The 21606-nt window shown below is 33.0% G+C and carries 16 protein-coding genes; 14 read left to right on the top strand and 2 right to left on the bottom strand.

From position 1 onward, the window contains the following. Positions 1 to 36: 36 nt before the first annotated feature. The 4 genes from xylA (at position 37) to MKY04_RS19100 (ending at position 5339) form a co-directional block, all read left to right on the top strand. Entirely contained in the window at positions 37 to 1359 is a 1323-nt protein-coding gene (gene xylA, locus MKY04_RS19115; RefSeq protein WP_126293041.1) for a xylose isomerase, read from the top strand. Between the two features lie 318 nt (positions 1360 to 1677). Beyond that, positions 1678 to 3177, top strand: coding sequence for a xylulokinase (gene xylB, locus MKY04_RS19110; protein WP_126293042.1), 1500 nt, complete (start codon positions 1678 to 1680; stop codon positions 3175 to 3177). Between the two features lie 36 nt (positions 3178 to 3213). Continuing rightward, the gene (locus tag MKY04_RS19105) at positions 3214 to 4209 is read left to right on the top strand and encodes a Gfo/Idh/MocA family protein (protein WP_126293043.1); all 996 of its coding nucleotides are present in this window, start codon (positions 3214 to 3216) and stop codon (positions 4207 to 4209) included. Positions 4210 to 4289: 80 nt separating this feature from the next. Next, positions 4290 to 5339: an aldose epimerase family protein gene (locus MKY04_RS19100; protein ID WP_126293044.1), complete on the top strand. Its 1050-nt coding sequence runs from the start codon at positions 4290 to 4292 to the stop codon at positions 5337 to 5339. A gap of 127 nt (positions 5340 to 5466) precedes the next feature. On the opposite strand, the gene MKY04_RS19095 is transcribed toward MKY04_RS19100, so the two are convergent. Then, complete coding sequence (locus MKY04_RS19095) at positions 5467 to 6402, bottom strand: 3D domain-containing protein (RefSeq protein WP_126293045.1); 936 nt, start codon at positions 6400 to 6402, stop codon at positions 5467 to 5469. Positions 6403 to 7022: 620 nt separating this feature from the next. Between MKY04_RS19095 and MKY04_RS19090 the strand changes: the two genes are divergently transcribed. Beyond that, positions 7023 to 8075 (top strand): helix-turn-helix transcriptional regulator, encoded by a 1053-nt coding sequence (locus tag MKY04_RS19090; RefSeq protein WP_346234969.1) that lies wholly within the window; start codon positions 7023 to 7025, stop codon positions 8073 to 8075. Positions 8076 to 8311: 236 nt separating this feature from the next. Here MKY04_RS19090 and MKY04_RS19085 read toward each other — a convergent pair whose 3' ends face one another. After that, positions 8312 to 9022: a Crp/Fnr family transcriptional regulator gene (locus MKY04_RS19085; protein ID WP_346234968.1), complete on the bottom strand. Its 711-nt coding sequence runs from the start codon at positions 9020 to 9022 to the stop codon at positions 8312 to 8314. 111 nt (positions 9023 to 9133) lie between these two features. Between MKY04_RS19085 and MKY04_RS19080 the strand changes: the two genes are divergently transcribed. The 9 genes from MKY04_RS19080 (at position 9134) to MKY04_RS19040 (ending at position 21605) form a co-directional block, all read left to right on the top strand. Next, a complete protein-coding gene (locus MKY04_RS19080; protein ID WP_126293049.1) occupies positions 9134 to 9481 on the top strand; it encodes a DoxX family protein in 348 nt (115 codons plus the stop codon). A gap of 781 nt (positions 9482 to 10262) precedes the next feature. Then, positions 10263 to 12227, top strand: a complete 1965-nt coding sequence (locus MKY04_RS19075; RefSeq protein ID WP_346234967.1) for an LTA synthase family protein — start codon at positions 10263 to 10265, stop codon at positions 12225 to 12227. A gap of 233 nt (positions 12228 to 12460) precedes the next feature. Beyond that, positions 12461 to 13855, top strand: a complete 1395-nt coding sequence (locus MKY04_RS19070; RefSeq protein ID WP_346234966.1) for an L-cystine transporter — start codon at positions 12461 to 12463, stop codon at positions 13853 to 13855. 176 nt (positions 13856 to 14031) lie between these two features. Beyond that, positions 14032 to 14268 carry a small acid-soluble spore protein Tlp gene (tlp, locus tag MKY04_RS19065; protein WP_346234965.1) on the top strand — a complete coding sequence of 79 codons (237 nt, stop codon included), beginning with the start codon at positions 14032 to 14034 and terminating at the stop codon, positions 14266 to 14268. A 504-nt stretch (positions 14269 to 14772) separates the two neighbouring features. After that, positions 14773 to 16188, top strand: coding sequence for an alanine/glycine:cation symporter family protein (locus MKY04_RS19060; protein WP_346234964.1), 1416 nt, complete (start codon positions 14773 to 14775; stop codon positions 16186 to 16188). Positions 16189 to 16714: 526 nt separating this feature from the next. Beyond that, positions 16715 to 18901 carry an NAD-dependent epimerase/dehydratase family protein gene (locus MKY04_RS19055; RefSeq protein ID WP_185807634.1) on the top strand — a complete coding sequence of 729 codons (2187 nt, stop codon included), beginning with the start codon at positions 16715 to 16717 and terminating at the stop codon, positions 18899 to 18901. Continuing rightward, the gene (locus tag MKY04_RS19050; RefSeq protein ID WP_346234963.1) at positions 18894 to 19124 is read left to right on the top strand and encodes a hypothetical protein; all 231 of its coding nucleotides are present in this window, start codon (positions 18894 to 18896) and stop codon (positions 19122 to 19124) included. The genes MKY04_RS19055 and MKY04_RS19050 overlap by 8 nt, the downstream gene beginning before the upstream one ends. Next, positions 19118 to 19780 carry a hypothetical protein gene (locus MKY04_RS19045; RefSeq protein WP_346234962.1) on the top strand — a complete coding sequence of 221 codons (663 nt, stop codon included), beginning with the start codon at positions 19118 to 19120 and terminating at the stop codon, positions 19778 to 19780. The genes MKY04_RS19050 and MKY04_RS19045 overlap by 7 nt, the downstream gene beginning before the upstream one ends. Beyond that, positions 19770 to 21605, top strand: coding sequence for a DUF2194 domain-containing protein (locus MKY04_RS19040; RefSeq protein ID WP_346234961.1), 1836 nt, complete (start codon positions 19770 to 19772; stop codon positions 21603 to 21605). Before MKY04_RS19045 ends, MKY04_RS19040 begins: the two co-directional genes overlap by 11 nt. Position 21606 lies beyond the last annotated feature (1 nt).

The raw sequence follows: 21606 nt of genomic DNA, 5'->3' as shown, positions 1-21606 counted from the left end.
TATAATTTTTTTCCTACGATAATAGGAGGCGATTAAATGGCTTATTTTGAAAATGTAAACCATATTAAATTTGAAGGACATAAATCAACAAATCCGTTGGCGTTTAAATATTATAATCCAGAAGAAATAGTTGCAGGTAAATCGATGGAGGAAATTCTCCGTTTTGGTGTGGCCTATTGGCATACATTTACAATGGATGGATCGGATCCATTTGGCAATGGAAACATGATTCGTTCTTGGGATAAGTTTACGGGAATGGACCTTGCAAAGGCACGAGTTGAAGCTGCATTTGAATTCTTTGAAAAATTGAACGTCCCATTCTTTTGCTTCCATGATATTGATATAGCCCCTGAAGGCGATAATCTAAAAGAAACAAATCAAAATTTGGATGAAATTGTAACAATGATTAAGGAATATATGAAAACTAGTAAAACTAAATTGCTTTGGAATACAGCGAATATGTTCTCACATCCACGCTTTGTTCATGGAGCTGCCACAGCCGTTAACGCAGATGTGTTTGCGTATTCCGCTGCTAAAGTAAAAAAAGGATTAGAAATAGCAAAAGAATTAGGCGCTGAAAACTATGTTTTTTGGGGTGGACGTGAAGGTTATGAAACGTTGTTGAATACCGACATGAAACTTGAACAAGATAATCTTGGACGCTTTTTCCATATGGCAATTGATTATGCAAAAGAAATAGGCTTTACAGGGCAATTTTTAATTGAGCCGAAGCCAAAAGAACCAACAAAACATCAATATGATTTTGATGTAGCTACGGGATTAGCATTTTTACAAAATTATAATCTACAAGATTACTTTAAGTTCAATATTGAGGCAAATCATGCGACATTAGCTGGCCATACTTTTGAGCATGAACTGCGTGTTGCCCGTATTAATGGAATGTTGGGATCTGTTGATGCAAACCAAGGAGATCCTTTACTTGGATGGGATACTGATGAATTTCCAACAGATTTATATTCTACTACTCTAGCAATGTATGAAATTTTACAAAATGGTGGACTTGGCCGTGGTGGATTAAACTTTGATGCAAAAGTTCGTAGAGGATCATTTGAGCAAGAAGATCTTTTCCATGCACATATTGCAGGGATGGATAGCTTTGCAATAGGATTGAAAGTTGCCCAAAAATTACTTGATGATAAAGTTTTAGAAAACTTTATTGAAGAGCGTTATAGTAGTTATTCTTATGGAATTGGCAAAGACATCGTAGAAGGAAATACTGATTTTCATAAATTAGAGGAGTATGCGCTGCAATTAGATGAAATTAAAAACACATCTGGCAGAACAGAACGTCTAAAATCGATAGTTAATCAATATTTATTAACAGTTCTTTCAGAGTAATTTAACAAGAATTTAGATATACCAGAGTGAAATTATAATAGTGTTTTGTTCAAAGAGGAAAGTAAAGTTCAATGAAGCGAAATCCTACTGACCATAGTAGATAATATACTTGGGGACTAAAGGAGAAGCTGTCTATGAAAATGCTATTACTAGATAATTTGAGCATCCTCTAGTAGTTCTGGTATATCTTTTTGTTTATTACCTCTAAGGTGAGAAATAAATACTGATTCTGCGTTTAGCAACTTGCTGACCTACCACGATCCTATAGACTGGATGTTGGTTAACTAATTCGCGATTGATATAAAATGAGGTGGACAAATGAAATATGTAATTGGTATTGATTTAGGAACAAGTGCTGTAAAAGTACTACTGATGAATCAAAACGGCGAAGTGTGTATGGAGATTTCAAAATCATATCCACTTATTCAGGAAAAATCGGGTTACAGTGAGCAAAATCCATCTCATTGGGTAGAAAAAACAAAAGAGGCATTATCTGAACTAGTCAAAAAGTTTGACGATAATGTTGATAACATTGAAGGGATAAGTTTTTCTGGACAAATGCACGGGCTCGTTTTATTAGATGAAAATTGTGAAGTTCTGCGTCCTGCAATTTTATGGAATGATACAAGAACTACTAAACAATGCGAGGAAATTTATGAAATCGTAGGGAAAGAAAAGCTGCTTTCTATTACGAGAAATCCAGCATTGGAAGGATTCACATTACCAAAGCTTTTATGGGTAAAGGAACACGAAAGCGATATTTTTAAAAAAGCTTCTGTGTTTATGCTGCCGAAAGATTATTTGCGTTTTCAGATGACAGGTAATATTCATAGTGAATATTCCGATGCTGCCGGCACATTATTATTAAATGTTAGTGAGAAAAAGTGGAGCAAAGAAATATGTGAATTAACAGGAATTGATTATTCACTATGTCCACCACTTATAGAATCCCATGATTGTGTAGGCACAATAAAAACTTCATTTGCAATGGAAACAGGGCTTTCCAAAGAGACAAAAGTATTTGCAGGCGGTGCTGATAATGCCTGTGGAGCAATTGGATCTGGGATTTTATCAGAGGGGAAAACTCTTTGTAGTATTGGTACTTCTGGGGTTATTCTATCTTACGAAGAAAATAAGGATCGAGACTTTCAAGGGAAAGTCCATTACTTTAATCACGGAAAAGAGAATGCATTTTATACAATGGGCGTTACATTAGCAGCAGGTTATAGTTTAAGTTGGTTTAAGGATGTTTTTGCCGAGAATGAAACCTTTGAGGATTTACTTGCTGGAGTTGACGAAATTCCAATTGGAGCAAATGGATTAATCTTTACACCTTATTTAGTTGGAGAACGAACACCACATGCTGATTCGGTTATTCGCGGAAGTTTTATTGGAATGGATGGAGCTCATACGAGAAAGCACTTTGTCCGTTCTGTATTAGAGGGGATTACCTTCTCACTTTATGAAACTATTCATATTTTCAGAGAAAACGGTAAAACAATAGAGAAAATTGTTTCCATTGGTGGGGGAGCAAAAAATGAAGAATGGCTGCAAATGCAGGCAGATATATTTAATGCAAACATTGTAAAACTTTCAAGTGAACAAGGTCCAGGCGTTGGAGCCGCAATGCTTGCAGCTGTTGGGAGCGGATGGTTTGAATCGCTGCAAGAGTGTGCAGATGTATTTATCGAAGAGGTTAAAACATATGAGCCTATAAAGGAAAATGCTGAGAAATATAAAAAACTTTTTGCAATTTATAAGCAAGTATACGAACAAACCACAGAATTAAATGAATCCTTACAAGCCTTTAGAAAATAAATTTTTCCAATATTTAAATAATTAGGAGGCTATAAAGTGAATAAAATTCGTTGGGGAATTTTAAGTACGGCAAATATTGCACAAACAGAATTAATTCCAGCAATTTTTCGTGCAAAGAATGCAGAAGTAATCGCAATTGCTAGTAGAGGGAGCAAGGTGTACCAAGTTGCATTAGATTTAAACATCCCAAAAGCATATGAGAATTATGATGAACTTCTTGAAGATGAGAATATCGATGCTGTTTATATACCACTTCCAAACCATTTACATAAAGAATGGGTTTTTAAAGCAGCAAAACAGGGCAAACACGTACTTTGTGAGAAACCAGTCTCTTTGACTGCTGAAGAGGCTCATGAAATGGTGCAAATTTGCAAGGAATATAATGTTAAATTTATGGAAGCATTTATGTATCAGTTTCATCCTCAACATGCACGAGTGAAAGAAATTATTTCTTCAGGTGAGATTGGTGAGGTAAAAATGATACGATCAAGTCATTCATTTTATTTTCAAGATAGAGATGGAGATATTCGAATGAATAAAGATATGGGCGGCGGAAGTGTATATGATGTAGGCTGTTATTCTATACATGCAATTCGCAGCGTCCTACAAACAGAACCTATTAAAGTACATGTATATGCAAAAATTGATAGGGACACAAATGTTGATACTTCGGCATTTGCATATATGGAACTTGAGAATGGTGTTACAGCCCTAGTTGATTGTAGCTTTGATATGGTTGAACGAAATGAATACGAAATCATTGGGACACAAGGATCGATTAAAGTACCTTATGCCTTCCGACCAGATAGAAATGGAGGGGGAGGTCATGTCATTGTTAAAATTGGAAATAAATTAAGAGAAGAAATATTTTATGGTGATATATATTGTTTAGAAGTTGAACACTTTTCACAAGCTATTTTAGAGGATTTTCAGCCCTCTTATTCCGGCGAATCTGCAGTAAATAATATGCGAGTCATAAATGCTTTTTATGAATCAATTAAAACAGGACAGAGTGTGAATGTTAAACGGTAATTATATATACATGGTTTCAAGTAAGCCCTTTTGTAGAGAGAAGAGAATTTTTAATAAATCGTAGAAGGTGATGGGGATGAATGAAAGTTCTTAAGAAACAATTTGGTATTAAGGATAACCAGCCAGTTTATATATTTACAATGAAAAATAATCATGGTGTGGAAATAACCTGTCTTAATTATGGCTGTATTATTACAAAGATTTTAGCCCCGGATCGCAATGGTGATAGTGAAAACATAGTATTAGGCTTTGATAATTTTACAGATTATGAAGTGAATTCACCTTATTTAGGTGCTATAGTAGGCAGATTCGCAGGTAGAATTAGTGAAGGAACATTTCAATTAAACGGAAAAAATTATATAGTTGCACAAAACGAGGGTAGCAATCATATACATGGCGGAATTAAAGGGTTTAGTCATGTATTATGGGACGTGAAAATTATTGAAAAAGAGCATGAATTGTCGTTGGATTTTTTTTACCATAGTCCTGATGGTGAAGAAGGGTATCCCGGGAACGTAGAAATGAAAGTGACGTATACATTAAATAATGATAATGAATTTATTATCAGTTATTATGGTGTTTCTGACCAAACAACCTTATTGAACGTCACAAATCATACTTATTTCAATTTAAGTGGGAACTTGAAAAGAGATATTTTAAAGCACGAATTAACCATTGACAGTAATGCGTTCCTTGAATTGCAAGAAAACCTATTGCCAACGGGGAATATTATTAATGTTGAAAATACTGTTTTTGATTTTCGAAATGGGAGAGAGATTGGAGAAGGGGTCAAATCCAATAATATCCAAAATATGATTGCTCATAACGGTTATGACCATCCTTTTTTACTGAATAAAAATCATCAGCAAGAAATTATTCTTGTTGAAAAAGAAAGTGGTCGTAAGCTTATTGTGGAAACAGATGAACCGTGTGTTGTTTTATATACGGGAAATAATTTAGGCAATGAATTATCATTTTATGGAACGCCTTCTCGAAATTATTTAGGTTTATGCTTGGAGACTCAACACCCACCAGATTCAATCAATCATCCTCAATTCCAATCGTCAATATTACAAGAAAAGCAAGTGTATCAGACGAAGACAAAGTATCTATTCACTACAGAATCATAATTTAGATTGCTGCTCTATAAACTGGAATCACTAAAAGGGCTGTATAAATAAGCAAAAAGGGATCGAAACGGATTCCTTTTTGCTTATTCTGTATATAAAAATTTAAGATGGGTTAGTTATGATTATGCTAGTCTAGTATTGTTACCTTTAATTGTTTAACTCCAAAGTCTGCTGCATCCTGTTTCGAAGGAATAAAGACATCGATTTTATTACCTTTAATGCTTCCTCCAGTATCTCCGGCGATTGCTTCACCATAGCCTTCTACATAAACTTTACTGCCAAGCGGAATAACAGAAGGGTCAACTGAGATGACTTTTGCATCTGGATTTTCTTTAAGATTAATACCAGTTGAGGTAATACCAGAACATCCCTCGCATGAAGCTGTATAAGCTGTAGCTTCCACTGTAATTACCTTCGAACCTGTGCTGCTTGCAGCAGGAGCAGTAGCCTCAGATGTACTTTCCTGTGCGGCTTTATTACTTTCAGCAGGAGTGGTTGCCTTAGGTGCAACTTTCTCTGAAGTCTCATTGCTTTTAGCAGGAGCGGTTGCTTTAGGTGCTTCTTCTTGTGAAATTTCATTATTTGCAGCAGGAGCAGCAGTCTTAGGTGTACTTTGCGTTAAAGCTTCATTTGATGGAGCCTTCGATTCAGGTGTACTTTCCTTTGGTGCATGCACTGCAGGAATTTTTGCACTTTCACTATTTTTTAAACCTTCAAAAATTACTAGATTTAAACCAGGGTGAATGAGATCAGTATGTAATTGGTTCCATTCCTTTATTTGTGAAACTGTTACTTGATAAGCTATAGCTATGTCCCATAATGTATCCCCCTGCTTAACGGTATATTGTTTTTCCGGCGCAATGGTTAAAATATCTCCGGGATGAATAAGGTCTGTAGTAAGATGATTCACTGCTTGAATATTTTCTACAGATGAATTATTTGCACGTGCTAAATCCCAAAGTGTATCTCCTTTTTGTACGGTAATTGTTGCAGCTTGTACATTTGCACTAACAGTTAATGTGAGTGCAGCAAGTGGTACAATTGACATCATTTTTTTAATCATTTATTTATCCTCCAAGTTCTTGTTGCTAATTTTTAATAATCCTAACATAGATTTTTCTGACAAAAAGCACAGGAAGGTGATAAATCGATTACGTCCATGACATTTATATTGCAATAATATTTTTTATATAATTTTAGGTAATATTAGTATATTTCGGTTAATGAACAATTTGTAAAGTTCACTTTTATAAGTAAAAGATGTTTTAGATTTTCACAATGTAAGATACGTAACTATATGTCATATTTAAAGTTATTGCTAGTTGAATCGTAGGTCAATTATTAGAAATGTTTCGAGTGAAACGGGAAATTTGTAAAAAGTTAAAAGTGGCTAACCCCCTTGATAATAGCGGACTGGCTTGATGGTCGAGTCCTTTTTTTTATGCATTTTATTGATTTGTGGAAGGGAAAATCATATAACGTAAATGGCACCGAAAAAGCAGATGCAGAAATGGCAAAATCATCTTGCAAGGAATAGAAGGGAGGTTAAAAATTAATGCGATGCCATTATTGGTTATTTATGTAAATCGTTAATTAATTCGTGTGCTATGATAAATAGATATTAAACTATTTCCTGCTTATAAAAAGTTTTGTGTAAGAATATTAAATTGATGGAGAGATGTTATGGAAAATAAAATGAAATTTGGACAGTTTATAGCCAAGAAGAGGAAAGAGCAACAGATGACACAAAAAGATTTTGCATCATCATTGTATGTTACAGAATCAGCGGTTTCTAAATGGGAGCGTGGAGTTTCATATCCGGATATTTCACTTGTTTCTGAAATTTGCCGAGTACTTCAAATAACGGAACATGAATTGATTACTGCCAGTGAGGATTATCACCAAAGACAATTGGAAAAGCGAGGGGATTATTTCCTGAATATTGTAAAAACTTACTCTGCTATTTTATATGGAGCTTACCTAATATCGCTCTTAGCTTGTTTTATTGTTAATTTAGTTATAGAGCATAAATTAGATTGGTTTTATATTGTTTTAACTGCAGAGCTGCTAGCTTTCTCACTTCTTAATCTTCCGCTAATTGTGAGCAAAAGGAAAGGGTTGTTTACAGTTTTAGGAAGTTTTATTTCGCTTAATCTGTTATTACTTGTTTGTTCTTGGTACACGGGAGGAGACTGGTTTGTTATTACATTTGTATGTACACTTACATTTTATGCCCTAGTATTTCTTCCAATAATTTTACGAAGTGAAATGAAGCCATTTGGTATAGGAAGTAATAAAGCACTATTATGTTTTATTATAGATACAGTTTTAGTCTATATTACAGTAATAGCATGTGTTCTTCTGTCAGGCTCTATGGATATTCAAAATGTGCTTGAAATAGCAATTCCTTTAGTTAGTATTGGAATCATTCTTCCTTGGGTTTATCTATTGGTTATTCGCTACACTACATTTAATAACTATTATAAAGCTGCAATATGTTTAAGTATTAGTGGAGTTTATTTTTATATATTTAATAGTATCGTCGATATGATTATTGATAAAAAGGACTTTTCAATGCCAGTAGTTAATCTAGCAGTTTGGAATAACACTTATATAAATGGCAATGTAGGTTTGATTATTTTTGTTAGTGCAATTTTACTTGGCGTTGCATTTACAATAGCTGGAGTCATTTATAGCCAAAAAAAGAATGTAGTTGATTCTTCCTATGAAAGTTAATATAAGATTATTTCAACGGATTCCTATGTGGAATTCGTTTTTCTTTGGTTAATTACTTATTAATGAGAGGGATAATTAAGTACAATGTTTGTTTTATCCATAATATTATTGATAAACAATATTAGGATCTTTTTAATAGTTCTTACCTATAATAAGCAAATTTTAAAATGGGATTATCTAAGGCATTATTCAACCTTATTAGTGATAAATTATAGAACAATGGTTGAATCTCTCTACTATATCGAATCTTTTAAAGCTTTCTTTAATCGCGTTTGATGAATGGTAAAAAAACCACGATTACTTGTTCTCTTTACCATTCCTTCTGAAATTAAATCATTTAATAATTCTGTTACAGTTTCACGAATGCTTCCCATCATACTGGCCAATTCTTGATGTGTAACCTTCACACCTATTTGAATCCACCCACTTTCGTCCTCACTCTCTTTTAAAGGTTCTCCGAATTTATCTGACAATCTATTTAGTAAAAAAAGCAGTTTGCTTCGTACACTCCCATAAGCCATTTGCTCCATCATCTCTTCCATCTCTTTTAATCGAGAGGAGAGGATTGTTATTATCTTTAGTGAGATATCTGGCTTTTCCATTATTATTTGTTCAAACTGGGTCTTATCTATTGAACAAATAACTGAATCCTCTATCGCTATAGCGTACATATGGTGGAACCCAGGGGAAAACAGGCTAATTTCCCCAAATATATTTCCTGAGTTCAATACATCAATAGTAAGTTCCTTTCCACTATTAGAAATAGTATACATGCGTACCTTTCCCTTCTTTATTAAATACAGTCGTTCTTGACTGCGACTGGGAGAGGTTATTAAAGTACCTTTTTTAGTTACTGTAATCGGTGTAATGGATTCCATTTGTTGTAGTTCTTTTATATCCAAATCATGAAATAAATTGATTCTTGATAAGTATTTAACTTTATCCACAAAATGCCTCCTTATTAAATAGATTGGTAGGCTAGACTACAGATTATTATTCCATTATTAATTATAGTGCTTTTAACCAATAAATGTTTTTTGTATAGGGGGTGTTATTAATTGGAGATACTTTTAATTATTGCTCAGATTATTTTAGTATGTATATTTACAATATCTGCTGCCATCAAATTTTTGCGTAAACCAATGATGGTGCAGCATTGGAATGAGTATAAGTACCCTATGTGGTTCATGTTTATCATTGCTGCACTAGAATTGATAGGTGTACTAGGTATATTAATAGCATTTTTGTTTCAGAAAATGTTGATTTTTGCAGCAATTTTATTTGCTATATTGATGATTGGTGCAATACATGCTCACCTTTTCCGTGCAAAACATAGCCCGTTGATGACCATTAATGCTATGTTTATGTTTCTTTTATCTATTGCTGTAATTATTTTGAGCAGTTAATGAGTAAAAAAAGAACCTTTTAAAATGAAAGTTTTGTTGAAGTATGTTAAGAATGGCAAACTTAGTTTTAAGTAAACAAAGCATTTTTCATAAGACCAACTAACTTCTAATTAGTCACGAGCAGCACTCCGCATATGATGAGGAGTGAGTTAGTATTACAATAAAAGGACGAATTCCTAATATGGAATTCGTTTCAGACTGTTGACAAACGCTTTCATCCTACGTTACTTGTCTCGCTCGTCCGCTCATGAAGGCAACTTCTATTCGCGTCTTCACTCGCCTTCGTGCCTTGGCTGGCAAGCGTTTTCAAGACAGTCTGGATATTCTTTACTTTTTAAGAATTACCTAAAAATACGTGTAGACAAAGTCGATTTTCGACTTTGTCTACACTCTGGGACGAATTCCTAATATGGAATTCGTTTTTTTTTCATCTTATAAATTTAACAAAACCATGGAACTTGTTAAGAAGTATTATCGTTATATTAAAAATGTAAATGTCTTTTAAAAATTAAGAGGTCATTTTTATATTCAAAGCGATTCTACAAGTCTAAGTATTAGTAAGGTATAGGAAGTAAGATATAGGAGAAAATAGCAAACTAGGTTATTATATTCTCTTGACAGAGACCGGGACTAAGATGTAGTCTGTATAAGCTTGAAAAATTATCGGTAAAAAATAATTTTACCAAGTTAATGTAAAGATTAATAATTATTTTTTTAAATAATTGTTAAGTTTATAATAGTCATATTTTAGTCTGTTTGACTATTAGGAAGGTGAAATAAAATGGAAAGTTTAATTAATAAAAAAGCTGGTTTTTTAAATAAGTTTTTTGGTCTATATTTATTAGCTGTTCTTATGCTATGGATTAAAACGTATATTACGCAAGTAACTCAGTTTGATTTAGGAGTACAAGGGGCACTTCAACAATTCCTTTTATTATTAAATCCACTAGGCTCAGCTATGTTATTTCTTGGGGTTGCCTTCATTTTTAAAGGACGAGGAAAATATATATTACTAGTTGTAATTTATACTCTTATGTCCATACTTTTATATGCAAATGCGGTTTACTATCGATTCTTTAGTGACTTTATTACATTACCAACAATTTCTCAAACTCAAAACTTTGGGGACTTGGGCGGTAGTATTATTTCTTTACTAAAACCTTATGATATTTTATTCTTTGTAGATGTATTTTTGTTAATTTACTTATGTTTATCTAAAAAAATAAAAAAAGATTATCGTAGAGTTGGATATAAAAAAGCAATTGCTGTAATTGCTTTTGTAATAGGAATTTCAGCTGTTAATTTAGGGCTTGCTAATGCCGATCGACCACAATTATTAACTCGTGGTTTTGATAGAAACTATATCGTTAAGTATTTAGGTATGTATAACTATACGATTTATGACGCTGCAGAAACTTTAAAAGCATCTTCACAAAGAGCTTTAGCTGATAGTGATGATATGACTGAAGTAATTAACTATACAAAATCCAACTATGCAGAACCTAATCCAGAATATTTTGGTGCAGCAAAAGGAATGAATGTAATCTATATACATTTAGAGTCCATTCAAGACTTTTTAATGAACTATCAATTAAACGGTGAAGAAGTAACACCATTTTTAAATTCATTAATTAAAGATCCGAACACACTTTACTTTGATAATTTCTACCACCAAACGGCTCAAGGTAAAACTTCAGATGCTGAATTTATGTTAGAAAACTCTTTATTTGGTTTACCACAAGGATCTGCCTTTATTACAAAAGGTCAAAATACGTACCAAGCAGCTCCTGCTATTTTAAAAGAGAGTGGTTATACATCAGCGGTGTTCCATGGTAATAACGGAACTTTCTGGAACCGTAATGAGATTTATAAATCCTTCGGTTATGACCATTTCTTTGATGCAAATTACTATGACACAAGTTCTAAAGAAGAGATGGCTGAATATGGTTTGTTAGATAAGCCTTTCTTTGAGCAATCAATGGATCTTTTAAAATCTTTACCTAAACCTTTCTATACGAAATTTATAACGGTAGGGAACCACTATCCATACAAAATTGATCAAGAGTTAACAACGATTGGGAAAGCGACTACTGGTGATCCAAGTGTAGATAATTACTTCCAAACGGCTCGTTATGCCGATGAAGCTATTGAACAGTTCTTTGCACAATTAAAAGAATCAGGTTTATATGATAACAGTATGATTGTTCTTTATGGTGATCATTATGGTATTTCAGAAAATCATAATAGAGCAATGGAACAAATTATTGGAAAAGAAGTAACACCTTATGAAAGTGCTAATTTACAACAAGTACCTTTGATTATTCATGTTCCAGGAATGGAAGGTGAAGTGAATCATACTTACGGAGGTCAAATGGATCTTCTTCCAACTTTATTACACTTACTTGGAATTGATTCACAAAATTACGTTCAATTTGGTACAGATTTATTATCAGAAGAACACAATGAATTAGTACCGTTCAGAAATGGTGACTTCGTCAGCCCAACGATTTACTCAATTGATGATAATCTTTATGATGCGAAAACTGGTTTACCATTAACTGAAGATGATAGTTTATTGGAAAAAGCAAATGAGTTTGAAAAAGAAGTAGAATACAAACTACAGTTATCTGATAAAGTCGTAAATGGTGATTTATTGAGATTCTATACGCCAATAGGATTTACACCCGTCGATCCATCTCAGTACAATTATAATAAAGATGCTATAGAAAAAACTGATAACAAATAAACATAGAGACATTTAAATAAAAGGGGTAAGATGTACAAAGTTCCATTTGGCATCTTACCCCTTTTTAATTGTCTCTTTTTATTTAAGTGTAGTGATAGTTAACTAGAGCGAAGATTTTTTGCCAGTTTATTAAATTTATTTCAATTCATACTTTACCAATAAGTTTTTATGTATTATAGTTATTGTTGGTTCATAAATTAAAATAAATTAAACATCTTAAGGAGGAGACCGTATTGAATACAATTTTAGTAATCGTTAATATTGCTATACTTATTGCAATTATTATAGGTTTATATATAATGCAAAAGAAACATGTTAAATTCTCAAAACGAGTATTTGCAGGGCTTGGTTTAGGTATTTTATTTGGTTTTATTATTAATCTGTTATATGGAACGACATCCGATGTAACTACAACTACAATTGAATGGTTTAATATTGTAGCATCAGGTTATGTAAAATTATTGCAAATGGTTGTTATGCCATTAGTGTTTATCTCCATTGTTGGGGCATTTACAAAAGTAAGTATTTCAAAAAATCTTGGCAAAATTAGTGCTTATGGCATCGGTATTTTATTACTTACAACAGGGATTGCAGCAGCAGTTGGCATCGGCTCTGCTCTCGGATTTGGTTTAGAAGGAATTGAATTGCAAGCAGGGGATGCTGAAAATGCTAAAAATGCGGAACTAACAGAGCGAATTGCAACTGTCGAAGATATGACGATTCCAGAACAAATTCTTTCCTTTATTCCAACAAATCCATTTTCAGATTTGGCGGGTTCTCGTTCAACATCTACTATAGCTGTTGTTATTTTTGCATCATTTATTGGTATTGCTTATTTAGGTATCAAACGCAAACAGCCAGAACAAGCTGAGCTATTTGCTAAAATTGTTGATGCTTTTTATGCCATCATTATGCGTGTTGTAACGTTAATCCTACGTATAACACCATATGGAGTGTTGGCGTTAATGACAAAGGTAGCTGCTACAAGTGATTTTGAAGCGATATTGAATTTAGGTAAATTTGTTGTAGCTTCTTATGTAGCTCTTATTGTTATGTTCTTAATACACTTAGTATTTATTAGTCTAGCAAAATTAAATCCTAAAACTTATGTTAAAAAAGGTATGCCAGCATTAACGTTTGCATTTACATCCCGTTCAAGTGCAGGTACTTTACCACTTAATATTAAGACTCAAACAGATGGATTTGGTGTATCTGAAGGGGTAGCAAACTTTGTTGGCCCATTCAGTTTGACAATCGGACAAAATGGATGTGCAGGAATTTACCCGGCAATGTTAGCGGTGATGGTAGCACCGACTGTTGGAATCAATCCATTAGATCCAAGTTTTATTTTGACTTTAATCGTAGTAGTTATCATTAGTTCGTTTGGAGTTGCAGGTGTAGGTGGTGGGGCAACATTCGCTTCACTAATTGTACTTTCAGTATTGAATCTACCAGTTGCAATCGTCGGCTTATTAATTTCTGTGGAACCGCTTATTGATATGGGACGTACAGCTTTAAATGTAAGTGGAAGTATGACATCTGGTATTTTAACAAGTAAAATAACTGGCGAATTTAATGAAAAAGTATACAATGAAAAAACTGGTTTAGATGAAGTAGTTGAATCATAAATATCAACTTTTATTAAGTTAGTTTTAGATATAGAGAACCGCACATATAGTAAATCATTTTTACTAGGATGTGTGGTTTTTTATATTGTTTAAAATTTTTGCATCGCTATAAAGTTAGTATAAAAAAGCCAAAGTAAACCAGACTACTTATAAATAAAATGAATTGGGGGAGAAATATGTCAAATCAAAAACAACCAAACCCAGATAATAGATTTAATAATGTTGAACGGTTGCATGATATGATTGAAAATACACAAAAAAAGCTACAAGAAGCCGAGGTTAGTATGGAATTTGCAAATCCAGAAGAGCGTGAAGTGATTAAACATAAAAACGAACGTCGCAAGCAATCTATAAAAGCTATGAAGGAAGAAATGAAAGAAGAAATGGATGCCCGTATAAAAGGTGAGATATGAAATAAAGACTGAGTCACAAGAAATATGTGCCTCAGTCCTTTTATTTACTGATAAAAGGACCTATAAAGTTACATTTAATATAATTTTTTGTTGTCTATTTCATATTTTATGGATAATTAAAAATATTCCTTAAATAATGAATGTTTAAATAGCGAACTTTACTAATATAAAAAATTAATCCAGTTGTAAAATTATAAAACCCTTTATCATCAACGGTTATCAGTGTATAAATCTATGACGAAAGTAATTGGAAAAATGATAGGCTTTACTTATTTTAATATATATTGATATAATTTTAATGTTGCAAAAATATTTATATATTTTCGGATAAGTATAATAATTCGAATTTATAGTTAGTTGCTTGATACTATTAAGTAATATGTGTTGCTCATATTTAGTTAAATTAAGAGGAACATTCCAATGAAATGTAAGCGTTCGCTTTAATTTAATTATTTTGTAGTACCTAATTTTTTAAAAAGTCGATCATTAAAAAGGGGGAAATTTATGAACGGGTTTGACATTCTATTACAAAATTTAAATACTTTTCTTTACTCAAAGCTTTTAATTATTCTATTAGTAGGAGCAGGACTATTTTTTACTTTAAAAACAAAGTTTATTCAATTCAGATTAATTCCTGATATGTTTAAGCTTCTGACAGAGAAATCTGCAACAGATAAATCAGGAAAAAAAGGAGTATCATCCTTCCAAGCCTTTACGATTTCTGCAGCATCCCGTATTGGGACAGGTAATATTGCAGGAGTAGCGACAGCAATTGCCCTTGGGGGACCTGGTGCAGTATTTTGGATGTGGATGATTGCATTAATTGGTGGAGCATCTGCTTTAATTGAAAGTACTTTAGCTCAAGTATATAAAGTGAAAGACGGTAGTTTGTACCGTGGAGGCCCTGCCTATTATATGGAAAAGGGTTTAAATAAGCGATGGATGGGTATTCTTTTCGCAGTTGTTATAACATTAACTTATGGATTTGTTTTTAATGCCGTACAGGCAAATACAATTACAATTGCTTTTGAAGAAAGTTTTGGTACAAGCCGAATTGTTGTAGGTGTTATTTTATCTCTTTTAACAGCAATTATTGTTTTTGGTGGGCTAAAGCGTGTTGTAAGTGTTACTCAAGTTATTGTACCAGTTATGGCAATTGCGTATATTGCTATTGCATTACTTGTCGTGATTTTAAATATTACAGAATTACCAAATGTGTTTATCCTTATCTTTAAATCTGCTTTTGGATTGGAAGAGGCTTTTGCCGGAGTAGTAGGGGCAGCTATTTTGAATGGAGTTAAACGTGGCTTATTCTCAAATGAAGCTGGTATTGGTTCGGCGCCTAATGCAGCGGCAACTGCTGCCGTTTCTCACCCAGTAAAACAAGGATTAATTCAAACATTAGGTGTGTTTATTGATACACTGCTAGTTTGTACTTCAACGGCTGCAATCGTATTATTAAGTGATGCGTATCTTCAATCAGATGCTGCATCTGTAAATCTGACACAAGCTTCATTGGTAAGTAATTTAGGAGATTGGGCAGGAATATTTTTAGCGATAGCTGTCTTTCTATTTGCCTATAGTACAGTTATTGGCAACTACTACTATGGTGAAACAAATATTGGTTTTATTAAAGAATCAAAAACTTTCTTACAAGTATTCCGTGTTTTAGTAGTAGGCTTTGTCATGTTTGGTTCAATTGCAAAAGTACAAGTTGTTTGGGATTTAGCTGACCTTTTTATGGCTATTATGGCTGTCATTAACTTAGTAGCAATTCTACTACTTTGGAAAGTTGCTAAACCTGTAATTAATGATTATTTAGAACAGCGTAAAAAAGGCAAGGATCCTGTATTCTACAAGAAGAACGTACCGAACATCGGTGAAGTAGAATGTTGGGGAGACGATGAAGAAAACCGCTAATAGAAAATTACACTTGTAGTAGATAAATTCTCATTGTGGTATACAAAAAAATATAAAAATGTAAGCTCGAAAATTCAAAGTTGAATTTTCGAGCTTTATTTTTTACAATTTCTTCAACTCCAACGTTTGTCTTAAATTCATTACTCTGCTCTCTCAACAATCACTTAATTAACATAAATTTGAATAACAATTAATAGCATAGAAACAGCGACTATTGGAATAAAGGGGATAATTATCCATACTTTTCCCTATGACAAAATATTTATTTATTACTTACACTTATAAGCTATTTAATGGTTATATGGTAAAATGATATCATTGAAATCCTATAATAAGTAATTCATATCAATGGAAGTGCACTGCTGAATGATTACTCGATAATTATTTGCAGAACATAAATTAACTTATATTGGTATTTTTATAGCACTTTCGTATTAGTTGTATAGGTTTTGTAGAGGTTGCTCTGTTATTTTGGAAAATAACGTCTTTAATTTACCGCTTTGTTATGAAGAAAAAGGAGATTGCAATGAAAGTATTAGTTACGGGTGGATATGGTTTTATTGGTTCTTTTGTTGCTGAAAAGTTTTATCGGGAAGGTCATGAAGTTCACGTCCTCGATAATCTTTCAACAGGAAAAAAGAATAATATTAACTTCCGTCATCATTCCTATTTACTTCACGTTGAGGATGAACAATGTGAACAAATCTTTCGTACCAACAAATTTGATGTAGTTATCCATTTAGCAGCACAAGTCGATGTTGAAAAATCAATTGAGAACCCAGCTGGAGACTCGAAAGTAAATGTGTTGGGCTTGATAAATATATTAGAGCTTTCAAAAAAATATGGTGTTTCAAAATTTGTTTTTGCGTCATCAGCTGCAGTATATGGAAATAATGAAGAAATTCCATTAAATGAAGAATCCAGATGTGCACCATTTTCACCCTATGGAATAAACAAAAAATTAGGAGAATACTATTGTCAAAAGTGGAACGAAATCTATCAACTAGATACACTCGTTTTTCGTTTTTCAAATGTCTATGGACCTAAGCAGGGTAGCAAGGGTGAAGGCGGAGTCATTTCAATTTTTACCGAAAATGTTTTAAATAATGAGGCTTTGAATATATTTGGTGACGGCACACAGACGAGGGATTTTATCTATGTGGAAGACGTTGCTGAAGCTATATTTCGTGCAGTAGCCAGCGATATTTCCGGATTAATGAATTTATCTACTAATACTGAAACGAGTATTAATCAATTAGTCGATTATTATAAGGATATTACCGAAATCGCAGGTGTTGTTCATAAAGAGGCTAGAAAAGGCGATATTCAATTTTCGAGATTAGATAATCGAAAAGTAAAACAAGAGGTAGATTGGATTCCTAAATATTCTTTAGAGGAAGGGTTAAAGAAAACTTACGATTGGTTTAAAAATCAAAAAGACAACCATATTGATAAAGAAAATACTTATAACGAAAAAATTCGCTCTAAACCAATTTTCAGTGAATTAGGGAAACCCTATTTTCCTTATATAGAGAACGTACTTATTTTTATCATTATCGCTTTCCTTCATATTAATATTGGAGACTTCTTTTTTAATATTGATTTATTGCTGATATATATTTTGATTGTTGGAATTATTTTTGGGAAAGTTCAGGCTGTAATTGCTTGCTCTTTGTCGGTTGTTTTATATAGTTGGCAAGGATTAGCGAATGGAAGAGAGATAGTTGCGCTATTCACCGATCATACTACTTTAATACAATTTGCTGTATATCTATTTGTAGCTTTACTTGTTGGTTATGTGATAGACCGTAAACATTTAAGAGAAGAAGCTGCAAAAAGTGAATTGCAATTGTTTAAAGAGAAGTATTTATTATTAGATGAAATATATACGGAAACTAGAAAGGTAAAGGAAGAATTACAAACACAAATCCTTTACTCGGAAGACAGTGTAGGAGAAGTATATTCGGTTATTAAAAAGATTGATAGCTTAGAGCCGGATGAAGTGTTTAATGGGGTTATTAGCGTACTTGAACAAATTATGAAAACAAAAGAAGCAGCTATTTATCTAGTTGGTCAAGGCAATCGATATTTAAGACTTATTTCAAAATCCAATGCTGTTAGCTCTAAGTTTCCTACTTCTATAGAGGTAGTTCCAAACAGCCCATATGCAAAAGTTTTAATAGAAAATAAATCAATAATTAACAGGGAGTTGGATCCGAATCTTCCGATGATGATTGCACCAATATGGAAAGAAGATAAACCAGTTGCCCTAATTTGTATAAATGAAATGGATTTTGATAAGCTAACTCTCTACCATGAGAATTTGTTTTATGTTGTAACAAACTTAATTACTTCTTCAGTTGCTCGGGCATATGAATATGTAAATGCAACACATCATGACCGCTATATTGAGGGAACGTCAATATTAAAAGCTGAGTACTTTAAAAAGATTTTAGAAAGCAAACAAAAAGCTCAAAAGCAGCTAAATATTCCTTATTCCTTAATCAGGCTTGAGCCAGTAGAGGAAATGGAGCAAGTAATTGAAAAAATTTCTGCTTTATTAAGAGATACGGATTATATCGGTATTGATGAGAAGGGTTCATATTGGATGCTTCTTTCCAATACGAATAAAGAAAGTGCAAGAGCAGTGATCAATCGTTTTAAATCGTTTGCTGATCAGTGTTTCTTTAAAGAGGAAGAAGTTTATGTTTAATGTTCTAATGGTGTACTTTTTGATTGTATTCATCTATTTAATAATTGAATATCGAAAAGATCAAAAGAACTTTACTGTCAAGATGCTTATTGCCTTCTTCTGTCCATTTATCGGGTTAATCATATTGTATTTTATGTTCCATCATATCAAAAATGAGGAACGCTCTATTCCTGATGGATTAATAAAAAAGGTGAAGAGCAGACAGAAATATTACGTATGGTAGATGTTGAAAAAGAGACTAGCATAGTTCCTATGAAGGACGCGTTATTACTAAATGATCATCAAACGAAACGTAAAATGCTGTTGGATATTTTAAAAAATGACACATTCCATCATATTGGTATACTTCAATCAGCTTTGGAAAATGATGATACTGAGACATCGCACTATGCTGCAACAGCTATTCAAGATATAAAGGGAAAGCTTCAAAATTCCATACGTCAATTGGAATATCAAATTGAGAAGCAGCCGGATGATGTAGATGTTTTAATCTCATTTTCCCAAGTGATAAAGCAGTATTTAAATACGGGCTACTTAGATGAACGAACAAAAAAACAATATTCTTACAGGTATTCACAAATACTTGGAAAAGTTATTGAAGCAGTGCCTCAAGAAAAGAAATATTATATTGAAAAAATTAACTGTGATCTTCAATTAGGAGAACTCGAAACAGCTGAAAAGTATAGCCAACTCTTCCTAAAATTTTGTGCTAACGAGGAAGAAGCATATTTTATGGCCATGAAGCTCTATTATTCATTGAAAAATCAAATGAAATTTAAAGAAGTTTTGCAAATGCTTAGAGATTCTTCTGTAAGACTTTCTCCACAAGGGTTGAATAAAATAAGATTCTGGTTGCATGGTGATACAAATGGATACTAAATTTCGATTAGGCGGAACAATTTATTTTGTCATCGCATTTGTTTTTATTATTGGTCTTCTATTAGGTGTTATCAATTCAAATTTCATGCTCAAGTTTTTACCTAATGAAGCTAGTTTAGGATTAAATGACAACGGGGCAAATATTACAAGGTTACCAGAGGAGACTCTTAAAAACCTGGAAAAAGAAAAATATTTAATTATTTATAATGAGAACAATCCATACAGTGTCGAATTAATGGATAACATCAACCAAACGTTGGAATATATGAAGAAAGAAGTAACGCTCTCCTCATTATCTGAAATTCCTTCATCATTTAATGATTTTCATAACGTGATTGTCGCACTTGAAGAAGTAAGCGAAATTTCGAATTTAAGAACACTGGAAACTTATACTGCTGAAGGAGGACATGTTTTCTTTGCGATTCGCCCAGAAATAAATGGTTCTTTACAAAATTTATATCGGAAATTAGGAATCTATGAAGTAGGAGAATTTATAATTCCTAACGGGATGAAGCTTACGTCAAATGTATTAATTAAGCAGAATCAACTTGTGATGGAAAAGGGCGAAACAGGAGATAACTCCTCTCTATCTATCGGAATTGATGATCGAAGTACGGTTTATATAGAGTCTATTGACCAAGTTCCATTATTATGGGACATTCCTTATGAAAAAGGAAAATTTATGGTTTTTAATGGAACAATGCTTGGGTGGAAGGAGAATAGGGGCCTAATAGCAGGTGCAATCAGTTTATTAAATGAGAATTTCATTTACCCAATAATGAATATGAAAATTGCATATATTGATGACTTCCCTGCACCAATTCCAGAAGGGAAAAACGAAAAAATTTATGAGGAATATCGTAGAGACATACCGAGTTTTTATCAAGATATTTGGTGGCCTGATATTCTAAAAACTTCCGCAAAATATGATGTTAAGTATACCGGTGCAGTAATCCAGAATTATGGTGACAAAGTAACTCCTCCATTTGATATTACTGAACAGGATCGAAATACATTTATCCAATTCGGTCGTGAACTATTAAAAATGGGCGGAGAGATTGGAGTTCATGGCTATAACCACCAATCATTGACTGTTAATCAAGAGGCAGTTGATGATTTAGGATATAATGCGTGGAACAATCAAGCTGATATGGAAGAAGCGCTTAACAAAACAGTAAGCTATGTAAAAGATATTTTTTCCAACTATGATTTCACAACTTATGTTCCACCTTCAAATCGAATTGATGAAGTCGGAGAAGCAGCCTTAAAGCAGGCGATTCCGTCGGTTAATGTGTTATCATCCTTATATTTGCCAGATGGCAGTCCATATACTACTGTTCATGAATTTGACCGAAGTAATGAGTTTATTCATATTCCAAGAATAACAGCTGGTTACGAATATACAGATAAAACAAAATGGGCATTGGTAAATGGCATCACATCAATTGGTGTGTTCTCTCACTTTATACATCCAGATGATATTTTAGATGAAGAACGTTCATCAGGGAAAAAGTGGAGTTTGCTTGAGGAAGAATATGATCACTTATTGAGCGATACTTATGAAGACTATCCTTGGCTGAAGAGTATGACTGCAAGAGGTGCAGGACAACAATTAACAAACTACTTAAATGCTGATGTTTATATAAAGGAAGAAAGTAATAGGATTGTAGTTCAAATTGATAAGTTTCCAGGTGAGATGAGCTTCATTCTTAGAACTAAAAAAAATATCGGAAAGCTGAAAGATTGTACAGTGCAAAAAGTGGATGAAGATGTTTACTATGTAAAGGCGAAAAAAGCAACAATTGAGTTAGGATTGGTTGATTAAA

The sequence above is a fragment of the Lysinibacillus telephonicus genome, assembly GCF_039654155.1.
In the GTDB taxonomy this organism is placed as follows: domain Bacteria; phylum Bacillota; class Bacilli; order Bacillales_A; family Planococcaceae; genus Ureibacillus; species Ureibacillus telephonicus.
The sequence above is the reverse complement of the archived record's forward strand: the minus strand, read 5'-3'. Positions and strand labels throughout refer to the sequence as shown.